Origin of the sequence: Streptomyces sp. 4N124 (genome assembly GCF_052245395.1) — a bacterium.
Taxonomy (GTDB): Bacteria; Actinomycetota; Actinomycetes; order Streptomycetales; family Streptomycetaceae; genus Streptomyces.
The window spans coordinates 1-19,534 of sequence record NZ_JBQQBS010000099.1; the positions used below are offsets into that span (position 1 = coordinate 1).

Consider the following 19,534-nt stretch of genomic DNA (forward strand, 5'->3'; position numbering starts at 1 on the left):
CCGGGGTGGCTGGAACTTTGTGGTTCCGTCCACCCCGGCGGCTTTCTGCGCCCCTTCCGACGCTCCCGTGGCCCGGGATGCCGGAGGGCCCGCAGCAGTCTCGCTGCGGGCCCTCCGGCGCATCCGTACCTCTTGTCGCCTTGTCGCTTTATGCCTCGTCGTCCCGGCGCAGCGACGGCTTGAGGTCCTTAAGACGGCCGAGCAGGCCGTTGACGAACGAAGGCGACTCGTCCGTGGAGAACTCCTTCGCCAGCTGCACCATCTCGTCGAGCACGACGGCGTCCGGGGTCGCGTCGACCCAGATCAGCTCGTACGCGCCGAGGCGCAGGATGTTGCGGTCCACGACCGGCATCCGGTCGAGCGTCCAGCCGACCGAGTACTGCGCGATCAGCTCGTCGATCCGCTTCGCGCGCTGCGCGTAGCCCTCGACCAGCTGCATCGTGTACTCGCTCACCGGCGGCTGCCGGGTGTCGTCCCGGGAGAGCCGGATCCAGTCCGCGAGGACCGTGAGGACGTCGGCGCCGCGCTGGTCGCCCTCGAAGAGGATCTGGAAGGCGCGCTTGCGGGCCGTGTTGCGGGCAGCCAATTTAGCTGTTCACCCGGCCGAGGTAGTCGCTCGTGCGGGTGTCGACCTTGATCTTCTCACCGGTGGTGATGAAGAGCGGGACCTGGATCTGGTGACCGGTCTCCAGGGTGGCGGGCTTGGTGCCGCCGGTGGAGCGGTCGCCCTGGACGCCCGGCTCGGTCTCCTGGATGGTCAGCTCGACGGCGGCCGGCAGCTCGACGAAGAGCACCTCGCCCTCGTGCTGGGCGACGGTGGCCATGAAGCCCTCGACCAGGAAGTTGGCGGCGTCGCCGACGGCCTTGCGGTCGACCATGAGCTGGTCGTAGGTCTCCATGTCCATGAAGACGAAGTACTCGCCGTCCATGTAGGAGAACTGCATGTCCCGCTTGTCGACGGTGGCCGTCTCGACCTTCACGCCGGCGTTGAAGGTCTTGTCGACGACCTTCCCGGAGAGCACGTTCTTGAGCTTGGTGCGCACGAAGGCCGGGCCCTTGCCGGGCTTGACGTGCTGGAACTCGACGACGGACCAGAGCTGGCCGCCTTCGAGCTTGAGCACCAGGCCGTTCTTGAGGTCGTTCGTGGAAGCCACGGTTGCGGAATCTCCTGGACTGACGTGGACGACCCCGGCGCAGGCGCACAGCTCAATCGCTAGAGCGCGAGCAGCTCCTTGGTCGTGATGGTGAGTAGCTCGGGTCCGCCGTCCGCCTCGGGGCGTACGACGAGCGTGTCATCGATCCGGACACCGCCCCGGCCCGGGAAGTGGACCCCCGGTTCGACGGTGACCGGCACGCAAGCGTCCAGTTTACCCATGGCCGCGGGGGCCAGCTGCGGGTCCTCGTCGATTTCGAGCCCGACGCCGTGGCCGGTGAGCGGGGCGAGCCCCTCCGTACAGCCCGCGGAGTCCAGCACCTGGCGCGCGGCGCGGTCCACGTCCCGGTAGGCGGCGCCGGGCACGAGGGTCTCCCTTCCGGCGCGCTGAGCGGCGAAAACGAGGTCGTACAGCTCGATCTGCCAGTCCGCGGGCGATGTGCCGATCACGAAGGTGCGGCCGATCTCGCAACGATATCCGCGGTACGTCGCGCCCAGGCACACGGAGAGGAAGTCGCCCTCTTCCACCCGCCGGTCCGTCGGCCGGTGGGCCCGGCGGCCGGAGTTCGGGCCGGTGGCGACGGAGGTGGCGAAGGCGGGGCCGTCGGCGCCGTGGTCGATGAGCCGTCGCTCCAGTTCGAGGGCGAGGTGCCGTTCGGTGCGGCCGACGAGGATGGACTCCAGGAGTTCACCGAGAGCCTGGTCGGCGATCTCGGCGCCGATGCGGAGGCAGGAGATCTCCTCCTCGTCCTTCACGACCCTGAGCTGCTCCACGGCTCCGCCGAGGTCGGTGAGACGGAGGCGGGGGGCGACCGAGCGGATGGCTCGGTGGCGGGCCACGGTGAGGTGATGTTCCTCGACGGCGAGGGAGTCCCCGACCTGCGCTTCCGCGAGGCCGGCCGCGGCGACGGCGGCGTCGCCCCCGGCGCCGGGGAGGGGGTGGATCCGCAGCGCCTCGTCGAGGCGGCCCTCGGTGGGGCGGCGGTCGGGTGGGTCGGCGCACACGAGCAGGTCTTCGGTCTTGCCGAGGAGCAGCACGGCGCCGTGGGGGTCGGCGCCCGCGAGGTAGCGGACGTTGGCGGGGCGCGAGATCAGCGCGGATTGGCTGCCGCCGGCTTGGCAGTGGTCCCTGAGCCGGGTTCGGCGGGCTGCGTACACCTCTGACATGACACGAGCGTAGGAGGCTCGTCTGGTTTGTGCCGGTTGGGAGGGAGCCGTTCGGAGGAGGGGGTGCCACCGGGGGTTGTGCGCCGGGTGCGGGTGGGTGAGGGCTTGTCGCGCAGTTCCCCGCGCCCCTTTGGGGCGGCTACCACTGGGGTGGGCTGGCAATGGAACGTGCCAGTACGTCGTCCAGTACGCGGGCCGTCTGGGGGACGTCCATCTGGGAGTTGTCGATGATGGGGAGGCCGGAGCCGTACCAGCCGGCCATGCGGCCGTGGATGCGGGCGACCTCTTCGTCGGTGAGGCGGCGGTTGCCTGTGCGGTGGGCGTTGCGTTCCAGGACGATGTCGAGGCCGGGGAGGAGGACGACGGGGAGGAGGCCGGGGCCGACGTGGCGCTTCCAGCCGCCGAGGCCGACGACGGGGCGGTCGGGGAAGACGGCGTCGTCGAGGATGCAGGAGATGCCGTTGGCGAGGAAGTTGCGGGCGGCGAAGCCGCAGGTGCGGCGGGCCAGGCGGTACTGGGCCTCCGAGTGGTCGTTCCACCCGGACTGCGGGTCGGCGAAGCCGGAGCGGACCCATTCGCGTACGTCGTCGAGGCTGATGTGGGCCGTGGGGACCCGCCGGTGGTCCGCCCAGTACTTGGCGACGCTGGTCTTGCCGGCGCCCGCCGGGCCGATGAGCAGCACCGCGAGGGTGGTGTTCGTGGGGTCGGGGGCCGCGGTGGCGGGCGGTGTGGTCGGCACGGCGACCGGGCCGCCGGGGGGCAGCGGCACATGGCCGGTGGTGTCCGGCGTGGGCGGAGCCGACGTGTGCTGCGGGGCGGTGTGGTGTGGCGCGGGACCCGGCGGGGGCGGTGCGGTGAAGCCCGGCGCGGGTGGTGGCGGGGACACCGGGGCGGGACCTGGAGCCGGAGGCGGCGGGGGCACGGGGGCGGGCCCTTGGTGCGGGCCCGGCTGGTGCGCGGCCGGTGACCAGCCGTCGGCCGGTCCGTGCCCCGGCTGGTGGGGCGGCGGCAGCGGAGAACCCACTGCGTGCTGCATCCGGTGCCACTCCATCTCGTACAGGCAATTGGCGCTGGCAGCGGGGCCCGAACCCCACTCCCTACCGAACGGTACCGTCCCCGGCCGCCGTTTGGTGAACGGCCGGTGGCGGTCCGAAGTGCCCATGCCCACAGGCAATTCGGGCGTACGACGCCCGCGAGGACTTACTCCCCCACTTCGCCGTACGCGGCGAGCAGGACGGCGGGGTCCGGTCCCTCCAGGACGGTCGGCTTGGCCAGTCCGTCGAGAACGATGAAGCGGAGCACGTCGCCGCGGGACTTCTTGTCGACCTTCATGGCCTCCAGCAGCTTGGGCCACTGGTCGTGGCGGTAGTGCAGCGGCAGGCCGACGGATTCCAGGACGGTACGGTGGCGGTCCGCCGTCGCGTCGTCCAAACGGCCCGCCAGACGGCCCAGTTCGGCGGCGAAGTGCATGCCCACGGCCACCGCGGCGCCGTGCCGCCACTTGTAGCGCTCGTTCTTCTCGATGGCGTGCGCGAGCGTGTGGCCGTAATTGAGGATCTCCCGCAGGCCCGATTCCTTCAGGTCGGACGAGACGACCTCGGCCTTGACCTTGATGGAGCGCTCGATGAGCTCGGCGGTGTGCGGGCCGGCCGGGGTGCGCGCGGCCTCGGGGTCGGCCTCGATGAGTTCCAGGATCACCGGGTCGGCGATGAAGCCGGCCTTGATGATCTCGGCGAGACCGGAGACATAGTCGTTGACCGGAAGGGAGTCGAGTGCGGCCAGGTCGCAGAGGACCCCGGCGGGCGGGTGGAAGGCCCCGACGAGGTTCTTGCCCTCGGCGGTGTTGATGCCCGTCTTGCCGCCGACGGCCGCGTCCACCATGGCCAGCACCGTGGTGGGGACGGCGATCCAGCGGACCCCGCGCAGCCAGGTCGCGGCGACAAAACCGGCCAGGTCGGTGGTCGCGCCGCCGCCGACGCCGACGATGACATCGGTGCGGGTGAACCCGGACTGGCCCAGCGCCTTCCAGCAGTACGCGGCGACCTCGGCGGTCTTGGCCTCCTCCGCGTTCGGCACCTGGACGGCGACGGCCTCGTAGCCCTGCTCGGCGAGGTCGGCGCGCAGTGCCTCGCCCGTCTCCGCGAGCCCCTCGGGGTGGATGACGGCGACCCGCTTGACCCTGTCGCCGATCAACCCGCCGAGTTCACCGAGGAGTTGACGGCCCACCAGGACCTCGTACGGATCGCTGCCCGCCGTCCCGCCGACCTGGATCCTGGTCACTGCCTCGCTCATGCTTCCTTCAACTCCAGTGCGTCCAGCACAGCTTGGGTGACTTCTTCGGGTGTACGGCCATCGGTCGCCACGACCGCCGCGGCGACCTCCGCGTACAGGTGCCTGCGTGCCTCCATCAACTCCCGCCACTGCTTGCGCGGGTTGATGGCGAGCAGGGGGCGGGCCGCGTTCAGGCCGGTGCGCTTGACCGCCTCCTCGACGTCCATCGAGAGGTAGACGACCCGATGCCCGGACAGCAGCTCACGCGTGTCCGGGTCCAGGATCGCGCCGCCGCCGAGGGCGAGGATGCCGTCGTGCTCGGCCAGCGCGCGGTGCACCGCCCGCTTCTCGATCCCCCGGAAGACCGGCTCGCCCTCGTCGACGAAGATCTCCGCGATGGTGCGGCCCTCGGCGGCCACGATGTCGTCGTCGGTGTCCCGGTAGCCGACACCGAGTCGCTCGGCGAGCAGCTGCCCGACCGTCGACTTGCCGACACCCATCGGACCGACCAGCACGACCGCAGGCACCGCGCTCACCGGATCGCCAGGTTGTCGAGGTAGGACCGCACATTGCGGCGGGTCTCGGTCACCGAGTCGCCGCCGAACTTCTCGGCGACCGCGTCCGCGAGCACGAGGGCCACCATGGCCTCGGCGACGATGCCTGCGGCGGGGACCGCGGACACGTCGGAGCGCTGGTGGTGCGCCTGCGTCGCCTCGCCGGTGGTGACGTCCACCGTCTGCAGGGCGCGCGGCACGGTCGCGATCGGCTTCATCGCGGCGCGGACCCGCAGCAGCTCACCGGTGGTGAGGCCGCCCTCGGTGCCGCCGGACCGGCCGGAGACGCGGCGGATGCCCTCGGGCGTGTTCACGATCTCGTCGTGCGCCTTCGAGCCCGGCACCCGGGCCAGCTCGAAACCGTCACCGAGCTCCACACCCTTGATCGCCTGAATACCCATGAGGGCACCGGCGAGGCGAGCGTCCAGCTTGCGGTCCCAGTGCACGTGTGAGCCCAGGCCCACGGGGACGCCGTAGGCGAGCACCTCGACCACACCACCGAGGGTGTCGCCGTCCTTGTGAGCCTGGTCGACCTCCGCGACCATCGCCTTCGACGCGTCCGCGTCCAGGCAGCGCAGCGGATCGGCATCCAGCTTCTCCACGTCGGCGGGCGTCGGGTACACCCCCTGCGGGGCCTTCACCGAGCACAGCTCCACGACATGGCTGACGATCTCGATCCCGGCCGTCTCCTTCAGATACGACCGGGCCACCGCACCCAGCGCCACCCGGGCCGCGGTCTCCCGCGCGGAGGCCCGCTCCAGGATCGGACGGGCCTCGTCGAAGCCGTACTTCTGCATCCCCGCGAGGTCGGCGTGACCGGGACGCGGCCGGGTCAGCGGCGCGTTGCGCGCCAGCCCCGCCAGGATCTCCGGGTCGATCGGGTCGGCCGCCATGACCTGCTCCCACTTCGGCCACTCGGTGTTGCCCACCATGACCGCGACCGGGGAACCGAGGGTCAGACCGTGCCGGACGCCGCCGAGGAAGGTGACCTCGTCCCGCTCGAACTTCATCCGGGCACCGCGCCCATAGCCCAGCCGCCGCCGCGCCAGGTGGTCCGCCACCATCTCCGTGGTGATCGGCACGCCGGCCGGAAGGCCCTCCAGCGTCGCGACGAGTGCGGGGCCGTGCGACTCCCCCGCGGTCAGCCAGCGCAACCTGCTCAACGGTGCTCCTCGATGCTCGCGCCCTGGTACTGCCCTGCGTATGCGCGTCCTCGCATACGGCAACGGCGTGACCAAGTGCGCGGCCCTGGCCCGCCACCTCCGATCCTCCCACGTCCGGGTCGCTGATCAGGCCGCTGGTCCATCAGGCGGACGGGAGGTGGCCAGGACCGGGTCACGCGGAGCCGTTCCCCTGACGCTGCTGCGGGGCATACGCACCCAGGAAATCGGCACCGCTTTCCCGCTGACCGGCACCGCTCGCCGGCGCCTGCTGCGGCGCGTACGCACCCAGGTAGTCCGCCCCGTGCCCCTGCCCGTACTGCGCCGCCGCGTGCACAGGCACCCCCTGCCGCACCGCACGCCGGTGGGCGAGCTTGCGCTTCAGCTTGATGACCCAGGACGCGACGACGACCAGAACGACGAGTGCGAGCACGGTGATCTGCACCCAGTCCGGCATGAAGTGCAGCACGGCCTCGAAGATCTCGCTCTTGCCGGACGCCAGCGGCATGCCTGTGCCCATGAATGTCTCTCCCCCTCCGGTTGTCCGCCCCCTGCGGAACCGGAAGGGATCTTAGCGGGCGCCGAGCATGTGTTCGCCCGCTTTTCGCATGGCGTCCAGCGGCGCAGGAGCCAGCCCCGTCATCTGCTCCACCTGGAGCACCGCCTGATGCAGCAGCAGGTCGAGCCCGCTGACGACGGCCCCGCCGTACGCCGACCAGCGCGCCGCCAGGGCAGTCGGCCACGGGTCGTACAGGACGTCGAACAGGGTGGCGGGCCGTTCCGGTACGGCGGAGGCGAGGGCGTCGGTCGTACCGGCCGGGGTGGTGGCGATGACCAGTGGGCGGCGCAGCGCCTCGGCGGCGTCCGCCCAGTCCGCCGTACGCACCTCGATGTCGAGCCGCTCGCCCCACTGCCGCATCTCGGCGGCACGTTCCTCGCTGCGGACGTAGGCGACGACCTCGCCGGTGCAGATCCGGGCCAGCGCCGCCAGCGCGGAGGAGGCGGTCGCGCCGGCGCCGAGGATCGCGGCGGAGTCGACCTGCTCGATCCCGCGCTCGTGCAGGGCGCCGACCATGCCCGGGATATCGGTGTTGTCGCCGACACGGCGGCCGTCCTCGGTGAACACGACCGTATTGACCGCCTCGACCGAGGCAGCAGTCTCGCTGATCTCGTCAAGCAGCGGAATGACGGCCCGCTTCAGCGGCATGGTCAGCGACAGTCCCGCCCACTCCGGGCCGAGCCCCTTGAAGAACCCGGGCAGCGTCGACTCGTCGACCTCGAACCGGTCGTACGACCAGCCGGTCAGCCCCAGTGCCTCATAGGCGGCGCGATGCAGCACCGGGGACAGGGAGTGGGCGATGGGCGAACCGAGCACCGCGGCCCGGCGGGCGTCAGTTGCCCGAGTTGTCATTGCCCTCAGTCTCCGCTCCTCGACGCGTTGAACTCGTCGACCAGCTTCTCGTGCTCCGCGAGCGTCTTGGTGAACTTGCTGGTCTTGCCGTCCAGCGAGATGAAGTAGTACCAGCCTTCGTCCGTCGGATTGAGCGCACCCTTGAGCGCTTCCGCGCCGGGGTTGTCGATGGGGCCAGGGGGCAGCCCCTTGACGTAGTACGTGTTGTACGGGTTGTTGTACTGCCTCAGCTCAGCGATCGACAGGTCGATCTTGCTCTGGTTCTTGATGTAGTTGTACGTGGAGTCGAACTCCAGAGAGCCGTACGTCTCGGGGTTCCCGGACTTGAGGCGGTTGTAGACGACCTCGGCCATCTTGCGGAAGTCGTCATGGCTGGTGCCCTCGGCCTGCGCCAGGCTCGCCACGGTGAGCAGTTGCCAGGGGCCGTCGAGACCCAGGCTCTTGGCCTTCTTCTCCAGGCCGAGCTCTTCGTACGTGTCGCTGGCCCGGGCGACCATCTCCTTGAGGATGGCCTCCGGCTTCTGCCCCTTGCTGACCGCGTAGCTGGAGGGGTAGAGGAACCCTTCCAGCGGGTCCTTCACGTTCGGGTGGTTCAACGCCCAGTCGGGCAGCCCGAGATCCTTGTACTTCGCCTTCGCGGCCTTCGCCGTGGTGCCCTTCGACAGTTCGAGGCGCTTGTCGATCTCCTTGTAGATCGCCGCGTTCCGCGTGCCCTCGGCGATGATCAGGTTGTTCTGGCTCTTGGGGTCGAGCATCAGCTCGACGGCGCTGGCCGCGGACATCTCCTTCTTCAGCAGGTAAGCGCCCGCCTGGATCTTGTCTCCGTCGGGGTTCTGCTGCTGAGCGGAGATGAACGCGTCGACGCTCTTCACGACACCGGCCGCCTTCAGCCGCCGCCCGATCTCGGATCCGAACGCGCCCTTGGGGATCTCAACGGTCACCGACTCGCCGGTGCCGTCACCCGCGTAGTCCGGGGCCGCGCCGAAACGATCCTGGTAGAACTGGTAGCCGAAATACCCGACACCGGCCAGGCCGCCGCCGAAGACAAGGACGACCACCAGGCAGGCACATCCACTGCGGCGCTTCTTCGGCTTGCCGCCCCTGCTCCGCCGGTCGCCGCGCCCGCTGCCGTCCCCGGGCTCGTCGGAGTCGTCGTCATCGTCCCCGCCCGCGAAGAAGGCGTGCTCGCCCTGGTCGGGGCCGGGGTCCCAGTCGGTCCGCGGCTCGGGCTCCTCGCGCCGTCGGCTCGGTGGCTCCGGCGGCGGGTAGGCGTCCGGTGTGCCGTAGTAGTCGGGCTGCTGCCCGTCGTAGCCCACGGCCTGCTGGCCGTACGGGTCCGCCGGGTCGGGGTAGGGGGTCTGCGCGTGCGTGCCGGTGGGCCAGCCGTTCTCGTCGTACTGCTGGTGTCCCTGGCCGCCGTACTGCTGCGGGTCGTACTGCTGCTGGTACTGCTGCTGCGACTGGTCGTATCCGGACTGCTCGCCGGTGCCCCAGTCGCCGTACTGCGGCTGCTGCGGCTGCTGCGGATAGTGCTGCGGCTGGCCGCCGTAGGCAGGCTGCTGAGCCGCGTGGCCCTGCTGCTGCCCTTCCCATCCGCCGTCCCCGAACAACGGGTCCTCCGGATGCCACGGTTCGGAGCCTTGGCCCCGGCCATACTCAGTCATCGATCCCCTAGAGCCGCGAGGCGGCGGTCGCGCGGCTTTCGGCTCGGCTTCCGTCCCGCCTCTCTTTGTGCGGTGGCTGTTCGAACACCGCCGCATCGCGCGGAACGTTACCGTATCGCGATCAGATGACCACTTCGACGCCCTCGCCCGGGGCTTTACCTGACACCCGTTCGGATTCGAGCGCCTGCTGCAAGATGATCACAGCGGCGACCTGGTCGATGACGGACCGGCCCTTCTTCGACGTCACGCCCGAGGCGCGCAGTCCCTGACTGGCCGTCACCGTGGTCATGCGTTCGTCCACGAGTCTGACAGGTACCGGCGCGATGCCTTTGGCCAGTTCCTGGGCGAAGGCGCGAACCTTGACCGCGGCCGGTCCCTCGCCCCCCTTGAGGGAGCGAGGAAGACCGACGACGACTTCGATCGGCTCGTACTCCTCGACGAGTTGCCTCAGCCGGCGGTGGGCGGCCGGGATGTCACGTCCCGGGACCGTCTCGACCGGTGTGGCGAGGATCCCGTCGGGGTCGCACGAGGCGACCCCGATACGGGCGTCCCCGACGTCGATCGCGAGGCGACGGCCGCGGCGCATGACGTGTTCGGCTCCGCTCACTTGGCCGTTTCCGCCACGAGGCGCTCGACGGCGTCGACGGCCTCGCCGATGGCGGCCGGGTTCTGGCCGCCGCCCTGGGCGAGGTCCGGCTTGCCGCCACCGCCGCCGCCGAGGGTCTTGGCGGCGGCACGGACCAGGTCACCGGCCTTGAGGCCGCGCTCGCGGGCGGCCTCGTTGGTGGCGATGACCGTCAGCGGCTTGCCGCCCACGGTGGTGAACAGGGCGACCACGGCGGCCCGTCCGCCCTGGATGCGGCCGCGCACGTCGAGGACCAGCTTGCGCAGGTCGTCGGCGGTGGTGCCGTCCGGGACCTGGCCGGTGACGAGAGCGACGCCGCGTACGTCCTTGGCGGACTCGACGAGACCGGCGGCGGCCTGGAGAACCTTCTCGGCGCGGAACTTCTCGATCTCCTTCTCGGCGTCCTTCAGCTTGCCGAGCATGGCGGAGACCTTCTCCGGGAGCTCCTCCGGGCGGCCCTTGATCAGCTCCTGGAGCTGGGCGACGACCGTGTGCTCGCGGGCGAGGAAGTTGTAGGCGTCCACGCCGACCAGAGCCTCGATACGGCGGACGCCCGAGCCGATGGACGACTCACCGAGCAGCTTCACCAGGCCCAGCTGGGCGGTGTTGTGCACATGCGTGCCGCCGCACAGCTCCTTGGAGAAGTCGCCGATGGTGACGACGCGGACCCGGTCGCCGTACTTCTCGCCGAACTCGGCGATGGCGCCCTGCTTCTTGGCCTCGTCGATGCCCATGACATCGGCGCGGACGTCCAGGTCGCGGGCGAGCACCTCGTTGATCTTCTGCTCGACGTCGGTCATCACGGCCGTGGGAACGGCGGACGGGGAACCGAAGTCGAAGCGGAAGCGGCCGGGCTGGTTCTCGGAACCGGCCTGGGCGGCCGTCGGGCCGAGGGCGTCGCGCAGGGCCTGGTGGGTGAGGTGCGTGGCCGAGTGGGCGCGGGCGATGGCCTTGCGGCGCCGGTCGTCGATGGAGGCGCTGGCCTTGGCTCCGACGGTGACCTCGCCGACCTGGACGACGCCCTTGTGGACGTACACACCCGGGACCGGCTTCTGGCAGTCGCGGATCTCGATGACGGCGCCGGTGTCGACCTTGATCCGACCGGTGTCGCCGATCTGGCCGCCGCCCTCGGCATAGAACGGCGTGCGGTCGAGGACGATCTCGACCTCGTCGCCCTCGGTGGCGGCCGGCGAGGAGACGCCGTCGACGAGGATGCCGACGATCGTGGACTCGCCCTCGGTGTCGGTGTAACCGATGAACTCGGTCTCACCGGCGGTGTCGGCGATCTCACGGTAGGCGCCGGTGCCGGCGTGGCCAGTCTTCTTGGCCTGGGCGTCGGCCTTGGCGCGCTCCCGCTGCTCCTTCATCAGGCGGCGGAAGCCGTCCTCGTCCACGGAGAGGCCCTGTTCGGCGGCCATCTCCAGGGTGAGGTCGATCGGGAAGCCCCAGGTGTCGTGGAGCAGGAAGGCCTTGTCACCGGCGAGGACGGTGCCACCGGCCTGCTTGGTGTCGCTGACGGCCGTGTCGAGGATGTTGGTGCCGGCCTTCAGCGTCTTGAGGAAGGCGTTCTCCTCGGCGAGGGCGACCTTCTCGATGCGCTCCCGGTCGGTGATGAGCTCGGGGTACTGCTGGCCCATCATCTCGATGACCGTGTCGATCAGTTCCTTGACGACCGGACCGGTGGCGCCGAGCAGGCGCATGTTGCGGATGGCGCGGCGCATGATGCGGCGCAGGACGTAGCCACGGCCCTCGTTGCCGGGGGTGACGCCGTCGCCGATGAGCATCACGGACGTCCGCATGTGGTCGGTGACGACGCGGAGGGAGACGTCCGACTCGTGGGCGGCGCCGTAGTGCACGCCCGTCAGCTCGGTGGCCTTCTTGATGACGGCCATGGAGGTGTCGATCTCGTACATGTTCTGCACGCCCTGCAGAATCATGGCGAGGCGCTCCATGCCGAGGCCTGTGTCGATGTTCTTGGCGGGCAGGTCACCGAGGATCGGGAAGTCCTCCTTGCCGGTGCCCTCGCCGCGCTCGTACTGCATGAAGACCAGGTTCCAGATCTCCACGTACCGCTCGTCGTTGACGGCGGGGCCGCCCTCTTCGCCGAACTCCGGACCACGGTCGTAGTTGATCTCGGAGCACGGCCCGCACGGGCCCGGGACGCCCATGGACCAGAAGTTGGGGCCCATGCCGAGGCGCTGGATGCGCTCGGCGGGGACGCCGATCACATCACGCCAGATGCGCTCGGCCTCGTCGTCCTGCTCGTAGACCGTGATCCACAGCTTCTCCGGCTCCAGGCCGTAACCACCCTTGTCCTGAGGGCTGGTGAGCAGCTCCCAGGCGTACTTGATGGCGCCTTCCTTGAAGTAGTCGCCGAAGGAGAAGTTGCCGCACATCTGGAAGAACGTGCCGTGCCGGGTGGTCTTGCCGACCTCTTCGATGTCCGGCGTGCGCACGCACTTCTGCACGCTGGTGGCGCGGGCGTACGGCGGCTTGACCTCGCCCAGGAAGTAGGGCTTGAAGGGCACCATGCCGGCCGGGACGAGGAGCAGAGTCGGGTCGTCCGCGATGAGCGACGCCGAAGGGACGACGGTGTGCCCGCGCTCCTCGAAGAAGCTCAGCCAGCGGCGGCGGATCTCAGCCGACTCCATCAGTGGTCCTCATTCCGGTTGTACGAGTACGTCGTCCTGTCGCTGTCGACGGACTTCGGGGTGGTGCGGTTCTCGATGGCGGCGAAGCGCCGGGGTGCGGGGAGTTCGGGGTTCTCGTTGATCCCCAGTGCCTCCCCCAGCTCGGCCTCCCGCTGGGCCATGCCGTCGCGGACGTCGAGCGCGAAGCCCACCGCGCGGTCCTTGAGCCGGTGACCGGCCTCGAGCGCCTTGTTGGCCGTGGTCGCGGCGAGGTTCTCGGGGGTCAGCTGCTTCAGCTTGCGGTTGACCTTGGTGGTGGCCCACACGCCGGCGGCGACGCCCGTGGTGAACCAGAACGTACGGCGGAACATCGGTTCGCTCAGTCCTTCTTCCGCTTCGCCCGCCGTGCGGCCGGGAGGGTGCGGCCCACGATCACGGTACGTCGGGGCTCCTTCGCGGGCACGTCGTCCTTGCGGCCGCCGATGGCCCGGCGCACGCCGTAACCGAAGGCCGCGACCTTGACCAGGGGGCCGCCGAAGGTGGAGGCGACGGTGGTCGAGAGCGCGGACGCGTTCGACGTGACCTCCTGGACGTCCGACGCGATCGAGTCGACCCGGTCGATCTGGGTCTGCGCGGAACGCACCGCCGCGGAGGCGTCTGCCAGGAGCGGGACGGCCTGGTCGGTCACGTCCGCGACGAGCTTGGTGGTCGCCTTGAGCGTCTGGGCCAGCCTCACCAGTGCGACGGCGAGGAAGGAGACCAGGATCGCCCAGAAGACGGCCACCAGGATCCCGGCCACCTCTCCACCGGACACTGTGTGCACCCGCTCCCTGAAACGTGCCTCTACATCGAAAAAGTCGTGGGTCGAGCCTATCGCGCCGGGCATGCCGCTCCGTACCGGATTACGGCCCGCGCACACATGAGTTGCCCGGCCGCGCCGGCGCCCGTGCGCGATCCGGAGTTCGTCGCCTGCGCCGTCGTAGAGGCGCTGGGCGAGGGCGAGGCGGTCGAACCGGCGGCGGTACGGCAGGGGCGGGGCGCCTCGGACATGCGCAAGCCCGCCGCCTCGCCCGCCCGGAAGGGCGGGGAGACGGCGGGCTGAGGTGCTACGGCCTGCCGGTGATCAGCGGGCGTAGTACTCGACGACGAGCTGCTCGTCGCAGATCACCGGGATCTCCTTGCGGTTCGGCTCGCGGTCCAGGCGGAAGGCCAGGGCGCGGAGGTTCACCTGGAGGTAGCGCGGGGTCTCGCCGTCGGGGGCGAAGCCGCCCTCACGGGCGATGGAGAAGAGGGTCTTCTCGCGGCTGCGCTCACGGACCATCACGACGTCGTCGGGCTTGACGCGGAAGGACGGCTTGTCGACCTTCTGGCCGTTGACCTCGATGTGGCCGTGGACGACCATCTGGCGGGCCTGGTAGATCGTGCGGGCGATGCCCGAACGCAGGACCAGCGCGTCGAGACGACGCTCCAGCTCGATGATCAGGGCCTCACCGGTCTTGCCCTGAACCTTGGAGGCGCGCTCGTAGGCGCGGACGAGCTGGCGCTCGGACACGTCGTACTGCGCACGCAGACGCTGCTTCTCCAGCAGACGGACCTTGTAGTCCGAGTTCTGCTTGCGGCCACGGCCGTGCTCACCCGGCGGGTAGGGACGGGCCTCGAAGTACTTGACGGCCTTCGGGGTCAGCGCGATGCCGAGGGCACGCGACTTCTTGACCTTGGGGCGGGGCTGGTTCGCCACTGCTTCTTCTTTCCTGGTTATCGGCTTGTCAGGGTTGAGGGAGGTCGCATCCGCAGCCTGGGAAACCCTGCGGGTCCGGTCGGTCGGACCTGCTGGGCAGCCGCTCCCTGGTCTGGGCACATACGTGCAGCACGCGAGTGACCCACCGACCGGTCCCGTCGTACGACGAGTGGTGGTGGGCTGCCCGCGACACCATTCGAACGGTGCGCGACGCTCCTGGAGCCGGTCCGCGAGGACCGGTTCTCCGGCTGACCGTCCTGTTCTGACTGCACAGGACACAGCACTTCGAGTGATTCTACAGGGTGCTCAGGACCGCTTGCGACCGAGGTGCTTGCGGGTCCACTCCACCGCGTCCGCGTACCGCGCCTCGGCGCCGTGCCGCGTCGGCGTGTAGTACTCCCGGTCCTTGAGGGCGTCCGGGGCGTACTGCTGCTCGGCGATGCCCTCGGCCAGGTCGTGCGGATACACATACCCCTGCGCGTGACCGAGCTTGGCCGCGCCCTTGTAGTGCCCGTCGCGCAGGTGCGGGGGGACAGAGCCCGCCAGTCCCTTGCGTACGTCCTCCATGGCGGCGCCGATGGCGGACGTCGCGGAGTTGGACTTGGGGGCGAGGGCCAGGGCGATGGTGGCGTGGCTGAGGGTGAGGGCGGCCTCGGGGAAGCCGATCATGGCGACGGCCTGGGCGGCGGCCACGGCTATCGGCAGCGCGTTCGGGTCGGCGAGGCCGATGTCCTCGCTGGCGGAGATCATCAGGCGGCGGGCGATGAAGCGGGGGTCCTCGCCGGCCTCGATCATGCGGGCCAGGTAGTGCAGGGCCGCGTCGACGTCGGAGCCGCGGATCGACTTGATGAGGGCGCTGGCCACGTCGTAGTGCTGGTCGCCGTCGCGGTCGTACTTCACCGCCGCCCGGTCGACCGTCTCCTCCAGGGTGGTGAGGCCGATCTCCGTCTCGCCCTTGTCGAGCGCGGCCCCGGCGGCGGCCTCCAGGGCGGTCAGGGCGCGGCGGGCGTCGCCGCCGGCGATGCGCAGGAGGTGGGCCTCGGTGTCCTCGGGGAGGGTGACCGCGTCCTTGAGGCCCCGCTCGTCGGACAGGGCCCGCTCGATGAGGCTCCTGATGTCGTCGTCCGTGAGGGGTTCGAGGGTGAGGAGGAGCGAGCGGGAGAGCAGGGGGGAGATCACGGAGAAGTACGGGTTCTCCGTCGTCGCCGCGATCAGGGTCACCCAGCGGTTCTCGACGGCCGGGAGCAGGGAGTCCTGCTGGGCCTTGCTGAAGCGGTGGATCTCGTCGAGGAAGAGGACGGTCTCCTTGCCGAAGCCGCCGGTGGCACGGCGGGCGCCGTCGATGACCGCGCGGACCTCCTTGACGCCCGCGGTGATCGCCGACAGCTCCACGAAGCGCTTGTTGGTGGCCTTCGACACGACATACGCCAGGGTCGTCTTGCCGGTGCCGGGCGGGCCCCAGAGGATCACCGAGGAGGGTCCGGCGGGGCCGGAGGCGCCCTCGCCGACCAGTCTGCGCAGGGGTGAGCCCGGCTTCAGCAGGTGCTGTTGGCCCACGACCTCGTCGAGGGTGCGCGGGCGCATCCGAACGGCCAGAGGGCTGCTGGACGGGTCCTTCTCCTGGCGTTCTTCTGCTGCGGCGGTGAACAGGTCGGGCTCCACGCTCAAAACCCTAGTTCACCGCACTGACAATGCCGGACGGCCCCGGAACTCCGGGGCCGTCCGGCATGGAGCGGGCCAGTCCGTCAGCTGGTCCAGAAGTCCCACCAGCGGGTCAGGATCAGCATGCCGATGATGCCGATGTGCAGGACGGGCAGGACCCAGGTGAACTCGCCGAAGAAGCCCTTGAGCCAGTTCGGCGCGGGCAGGAATCCCTTGCGGATGTTGAACGACGTCACGTACCAGAACATGATGATCGTCGCGACCCAGGCCAGGCAGCACCACAGGCACAGCGCGTTGATCCGGTACAGGGACTGGAACGTCAGCCAGGCGCAGAAGCCGACGCCGAAGAGCGTGCCGGCGTTGAAGGTCAGCCAGTACCAGCGCGGGAAGCGGGCACCGGCGAGCAGGCTCATACCGACGCAGATGACGATGCCGTAGGTCACGAGGCCGAGCATCGGGTTGGGGAACCCGAAGGCCGAGGCCTGGTCGCTCTCCATGACGCTGCCGCAGGAGACGACGGGGTTCAGGCTGCAGCCGGGAGTGAAGGACTTGCCCTCGACCTTGGCCTCGAGCAGCTTGAACTTGTCGATCGTGATGACCCACGCGGCGAGCAGTCCGGCCGCACCGGTGATCACCAGCAGCAGGGCGAGTGCACGACTGCCACCCTCCGCGCGCGGCGAGGGGGCGGCGCGCTCCGGCTCGTGGTCGGTGGAGACGTCGTTGACTGTCGTCTTGCTCATTCCGCCGATTCCGTCACTTGAGAACTGGACCTTCTTCCGGCAGGGCCATTGTGCCGCACGCGTCCGTGTATCCACCGTTCGATGGACATAAGGAGGTACGCATGGTCGTCCCGGACCGTTCGGTTCCGGACGACGCTCGTTCCCATGACCACACACGCGAACGGACTCGCGGTGGACGTACGGGGGCTGCGCAAGCAGTACGGGGACGTGACCGCGGTAGACGGGATAGACCTGGGCATTCGCCAGGGCGAGGTGTTCGGCCTGCTGGGGCCCAACGGGGCGGGCAAGAGCACCACGGTGGAGATCCTTCAGGGCAATCGCACCCGGGACGCGGGCGAGGTCCAGGTGCTCGGGGCGGATCCGGCGACGGGCACGCGCGCGTGGCGCTCGCGTGTCGGAATCGTCTGGCAGGACGAATCGGCGCCCGCCGAGTTGACGGTCCGCGAGACCGTACGGCATTTCGCGCGCTACTACCCGAGGGCCCGGGACCCCGAGGAGGTCATCGGCCTGGTGGGTCTGGAGGCCAAGGCGGGCAGCCGGATCAAGGCGCTGTCGGGTGGGCAGCGGCGGCGGCTGGACGTGGCACTCGGCGTGATCGGCGGGCCCGAGCTGCTGCTTCTGGACGAGCCGACGACCGGGTTCGACCCGGCGGCCCGGCGGCAGTTCTGGGAGCTGATCCGCAAACTGGCGGACGAGGGCACGACGATCCTGCTGACCACGCACTACCTGGAGGAGGCGGAGGCGCTCGCGCACCGGCTGGCGATCATCTCTCAGGGCCGGGTGGTCGCCGAGGGCGAGCCCGGTGTGCTGCGGGAGCGCCACGGCACCGAGGCCACCGTCGCGTGGACGGAGGCCGACGGCACCCCGCGCGCCGCGCAGACGGCCACGCCCACCAAGACCGTCGCCGAGCTCATGCACCGCTTCGACGGTGAGATCCCGGGGCTGCGGGTGAGCCGCCCCACGCTGGAGGACGTCTATCTCCGGCTGACCGGACAGGAGGACGCGCGATGACCACGACCGCCGTACGAGCCGGGACGGGGACGCGTCCGCAGCGGCTGCCCGGCGCCTGGGGGCTCGGTCTGCAGCGGGGCGGGCTGGAGATCAAGCAGTTCTTCCGGCAGCGCGACCAGGTGGTGTTCACCTTCGCCTTCCCGGTGGTGTTCCTCTTCCTGTTCGCGTCGATCTTCAAAGACGACGTCGAAGGCGCGGGCATCACCGCCTCCCAGCTGTACGTGCCGGCGATGATGGCCGCCGGCATCATGTCGACGAGTTTCCAGTCGCTCGGTATCTCGATCGCCATCGAGCGGGACGAGAAGGTGCTGCGACGGCTGCGCGGCACGCCGATGCCGCCGGCCGCGTATTTTCTCGGCAAGATCTGGCTGGTTCTCGTCACCGGTCTCATGGAGACGGCGATTCTGCTGCTCGTCGGGACGACCCTGTACGACGTCGACCTGCCGTCGGACGTGCGCACGTGGTTCGACTTCGCGTGGATCTTCGTGCTGGGTCTCACGGCGTGCGCGTTGCTCGGCATCGCGATCAGCTCGGTGCCCAAGTCCGGCAAGAGCGCGACCTCCGTGGTCGTCCTCCCCTTCCTGGTGCTGCAGTTCATCTCCGGGGTGTACATCGCCATCGACACCATCCCGGACTGGATGCTGAACATCGGGGCGCTGTTCCCGCTGAAGTGGATGTGCCAGGGGCTGCGCGGGGTGTTCCTGCCGGAGTCGGCGCAGGTGCTGGAGCAGGCCGGGAGCTGGGAGCTGGGCAGGGTCGCGCTGGTGCTCGGGGCGTGGTGCGTCGGAGGATTGGTGCTGTGCCTGCTGACCTTCCGGTGGAAGAACCGGCGCGACGGATGAACGGGCGGGCGGGAGCTGGGGGCGCGTACACCTGGGCCCGCTCGTTCCGGCTCTGGGACACGTACTTCGCGCTGATCTGGCTGGCCACCCTGGTCTACGTGCTCGGCGCGGGGTTCCCGGGGTGGCCGGTCCGTGCCGTCGCGGCCGCGCTGCTGACGCCGCTGGCTCCCCTGTACGTGTGGGTGGGGCGCCCCGTCCTGTGCGGTGACCCGCCCGACGAGCGGCAGGCGGTGCGTTTCCTGGCGGTGGCGCTGGCGCTGTTCCTGCCGTCGGCGGTGCTGGTCGGCGAGACAAGGGTGCTCACCTTCGCGCTCGTGCCTCCGTGCTTCATGGCGTTGCGCATGCGGTGGGCGCTGACGGCCGTGGCGGTCATCAACCTCGTGCCCGTGGCGGGCTGGGCGCTGCTGTGGCGGCCCGGCGCCCAGGAGGTCTTCTTCAACGCGGTGTTCGCCGCAATCACCCTCGTCTTCTCGGTGGCGCTCGGCAGTTGGATCATCCGGATCATCGAGCAGAGCCAGGAACGGGCCGAGCTGATCGCGGAGCTGGACGCCAGCCGCCACGAGGTCTCCCGGCTCTCGTCGGCGCACGGAGCGCTCGCGGAGCGGGAGCGGATGGCGCGGGAGATCCACGACACCCTCGCCCAGGGCTTCACCAGCCTGCTGATGCTGATCCAGGCCGTCGAGGCCGAGTTCGACCACGACCCGGCACAGGCCCGCCGTCACCTGGCCCTCATGGACGAGACGGCCCGGCAGAACCTCGTCGAGGCCCGCGCCCTGGTTGCCGGGGGTACCCCCGCCGACCTCGACGGCGCCTCGCCCCCGGACGCGGTCGGCAGGCTGGCGGCCCGCCACGACGCGAAACTGGATGTGACGGGTCCGGTGCGCGCGCTGTCCGCCGGTCCCGAGG

General features: G+C 70.1%; 21 protein-coding genes. 4 read left to right on the plus strand and 17 right to left on the minus strand.

Features of this window, described 5'->3' with window-relative positions; all coding sequences use genetic code 11:
• Positions 1 to 148 precede the first annotated feature (148 nt).
• The 14 genes from nusB to ACTWQO_RS46520 form a co-directional block, all read right to left on the minus strand.
• A complete protein-coding gene (nusB, locus tag ACTWQO_RS46455; RefSeq protein WP_301978331.1) occupies positions 149 to 586 on the minus strand; it encodes a transcription antitermination factor NusB in 438 nt (145 codons plus the stop codon).
• A gap of 1 nt (position 587) precedes the next feature.
• On the minus strand, positions 588 to 1,154 hold the full coding sequence (gene efp, locus ACTWQO_RS46460; protein ID WP_443243446.1) for an elongation factor P: 567 nt from the start codon (positions 1,152 to 1,154) through the stop codon (positions 588 to 590).
• A gap of 59 nt (positions 1,155 to 1,213) precedes the next feature.
• Positions 1,214 to 2,320 (minus strand): aminopeptidase P family protein, encoded by a 1,107-nt coding sequence (locus ACTWQO_RS46465; RefSeq protein WP_443243447.1) that lies wholly within the window; start codon positions 2,318 to 2,320, stop codon positions 1,214 to 1,216.
• A gap of 139 nt (positions 2,321 to 2,459) precedes the next feature.
• Complete coding sequence (locus ACTWQO_RS46470; RefSeq protein ID WP_443243448.1) at positions 2,460 to 3,356, minus strand: Pro-rich N-terminal domain-containing protein; 897 nt, start codon at positions 3,354 to 3,356, stop codon at positions 2,460 to 2,462.
• A 164-nt stretch (positions 3,357 to 3,520) separates the two neighbouring features.
• A complete protein-coding gene (aroB, locus tag ACTWQO_RS46475; RefSeq protein ID WP_443243449.1) occupies positions 3,521 to 4,612 on the minus strand; it encodes a 3-dehydroquinate synthase in 1,092 nt (363 codons plus the stop codon).
• Positions 4,609 to 5,127 (minus strand): shikimate kinase, encoded by a 519-nt coding sequence (locus ACTWQO_RS46480; RefSeq protein ID WP_443243450.1) that lies wholly within the window; start codon positions 5,125 to 5,127, stop codon positions 4,609 to 4,611. The genes aroB and ACTWQO_RS46480 overlap by 4 nt, the downstream gene beginning before the upstream one ends.
• Positions 5,124 to 6,308 (minus strand): chorismate synthase, encoded by a 1,185-nt coding sequence (gene aroC, locus ACTWQO_RS46485; RefSeq protein ID WP_443243451.1) that lies wholly within the window; start codon positions 6,306 to 6,308, stop codon positions 5,124 to 5,126. Before aroC ends, ACTWQO_RS46480 begins: the two co-directional genes overlap by 4 nt.
• A gap of 172 nt (positions 6,309 to 6,480) precedes the next feature.
• The gene (locus ACTWQO_RS46490; protein ID WP_443243452.1) at positions 6,481 to 6,825 is read right to left on the minus strand and encodes a hypothetical protein; all 345 of its coding nucleotides are present in this window, start codon (positions 6,823 to 6,825) and stop codon (positions 6,481 to 6,483) included.
• A 51-nt stretch (positions 6,826 to 6,876) separates the two neighbouring features.
• On the minus strand, positions 6,877 to 7,716 hold the full coding sequence (locus ACTWQO_RS46495; RefSeq protein ID WP_443243453.1) for a shikimate dehydrogenase: 840 nt from the start codon (positions 7,714 to 7,716) through the stop codon (positions 6,877 to 6,879).
• 5 nt (positions 7,717 to 7,721) lie between these two features.
• Positions 7,722 to 9,380 (minus strand): endolytic transglycosylase MltG, encoded by a 1,659-nt coding sequence (gene mltG, locus ACTWQO_RS46500; RefSeq protein WP_443243454.1) that lies wholly within the window; start codon positions 9,378 to 9,380, stop codon positions 7,722 to 7,724.
• Between the two features lie 121 nt (positions 9,381 to 9,501).
• Entirely contained in the window at positions 9,502 to 9,966 is a 465-nt protein-coding gene (gene ruvX, locus ACTWQO_RS46505) for a Holliday junction resolvase RuvX (protein WP_443243463.1), read from the minus strand.
• A gap of 17 nt (positions 9,967 to 9,983) precedes the next feature.
• Positions 9,984 to 12,656 carry an alanine--tRNA ligase gene (gene alaS, locus ACTWQO_RS46510; protein ID WP_443243455.1) on the minus strand — a complete coding sequence of 891 codons (2,673 nt, stop codon included), beginning with the start codon at positions 12,654 to 12,656 and terminating at the stop codon, positions 9,984 to 9,986.
• Positions 12,656 to 13,006, minus strand: coding sequence for a hypothetical protein (locus ACTWQO_RS46515; protein ID WP_443243456.1), 351 nt, complete (start codon positions 13,004 to 13,006; stop codon positions 12,656 to 12,658). Before ACTWQO_RS46515 ends, alaS begins: the two co-directional genes overlap by 1 nt.
• Before the next feature lie 8 nt (positions 13,007 to 13,014).
• On the minus strand, positions 13,015 to 13,458 hold the full coding sequence (locus ACTWQO_RS46520) for a DUF948 domain-containing protein (RefSeq protein ID WP_443243457.1): 444 nt from the start codon (positions 13,456 to 13,458) through the stop codon (positions 13,015 to 13,017).
• A 123-nt stretch (positions 13,459 to 13,581) separates the two neighbouring features.
• Here ACTWQO_RS46520 and ACTWQO_RS46525 point away from each other — a divergent pair, with 123 nt between their 5' ends.
• On the plus strand, positions 13,582 to 13,737 hold the full coding sequence (locus ACTWQO_RS46525) for a hypothetical protein (protein ID WP_443243458.1): 156 nt from the start codon (positions 13,582 to 13,584) through the stop codon (positions 13,735 to 13,737).
• A gap of 21 nt (positions 13,738 to 13,758) precedes the next feature.
• Here the strand turns inward: ACTWQO_RS46525 and rpsD are convergent, their stop codons facing one another.
• The 3 genes from rpsD to ACTWQO_RS46540 all read right to left on the minus strand — a co-directional run bounded on the left by rpsD (position 13,759) and on the right by ACTWQO_RS46540 (position 16,775).
• Positions 13,759 to 14,373, minus strand: a complete 615-nt coding sequence (rpsD, locus tag ACTWQO_RS46530; protein ID WP_210580414.1) for a 30S ribosomal protein S4 — start codon at positions 14,371 to 14,373, stop codon at positions 13,759 to 13,761.
• Positions 14,374 to 14,679: 306 nt separating this feature from the next.
• A complete protein-coding gene (locus ACTWQO_RS46535) occupies positions 14,680 to 16,035 on the minus strand; it encodes a replication-associated recombination protein A (RefSeq protein ID WP_443243459.1) in 1,356 nt (451 codons plus the stop codon).
• Between the two features lie 83 nt (positions 16,036 to 16,118).
• Entirely contained in the window at positions 16,119 to 16,775 is a 657-nt protein-coding gene (locus ACTWQO_RS46540; RefSeq protein WP_443243460.1) for a vitamin K epoxide reductase family protein, read from the minus strand.
• A gap of 144 nt (positions 16,776 to 16,919) precedes the next feature.
• On the opposite strand from ACTWQO_RS46540, the gene ACTWQO_RS46545 reads away from it, so the two are divergent.
• From ACTWQO_RS46545 to ACTWQO_RS46555, 3 genes are all read left to right on the plus strand, one after another.
• Positions 16,920 to 17,786: an ABC transporter ATP-binding protein gene (locus ACTWQO_RS46545; protein ID WP_443243461.1), complete on the plus strand. Its 867-nt coding sequence runs from the start codon at positions 16,920 to 16,922 to the stop codon at positions 17,784 to 17,786.
• A complete protein-coding gene (locus ACTWQO_RS46550; protein ID WP_443243462.1) occupies positions 17,783 to 18,628 on the plus strand; it encodes an ABC transporter permease in 846 nt (281 codons plus the stop codon). Before ACTWQO_RS46545 ends, ACTWQO_RS46550 begins: the two co-directional genes overlap by 4 nt.
• On the plus strand, positions 18,625 to 19,534 hold a 910-nt coding region (locus ACTWQO_RS46555), incomplete at its 3' end, for a sensor histidine kinase (protein ID WP_443243464.1). The genes ACTWQO_RS46550 and ACTWQO_RS46555, both read left to right, overlap by 4 nt.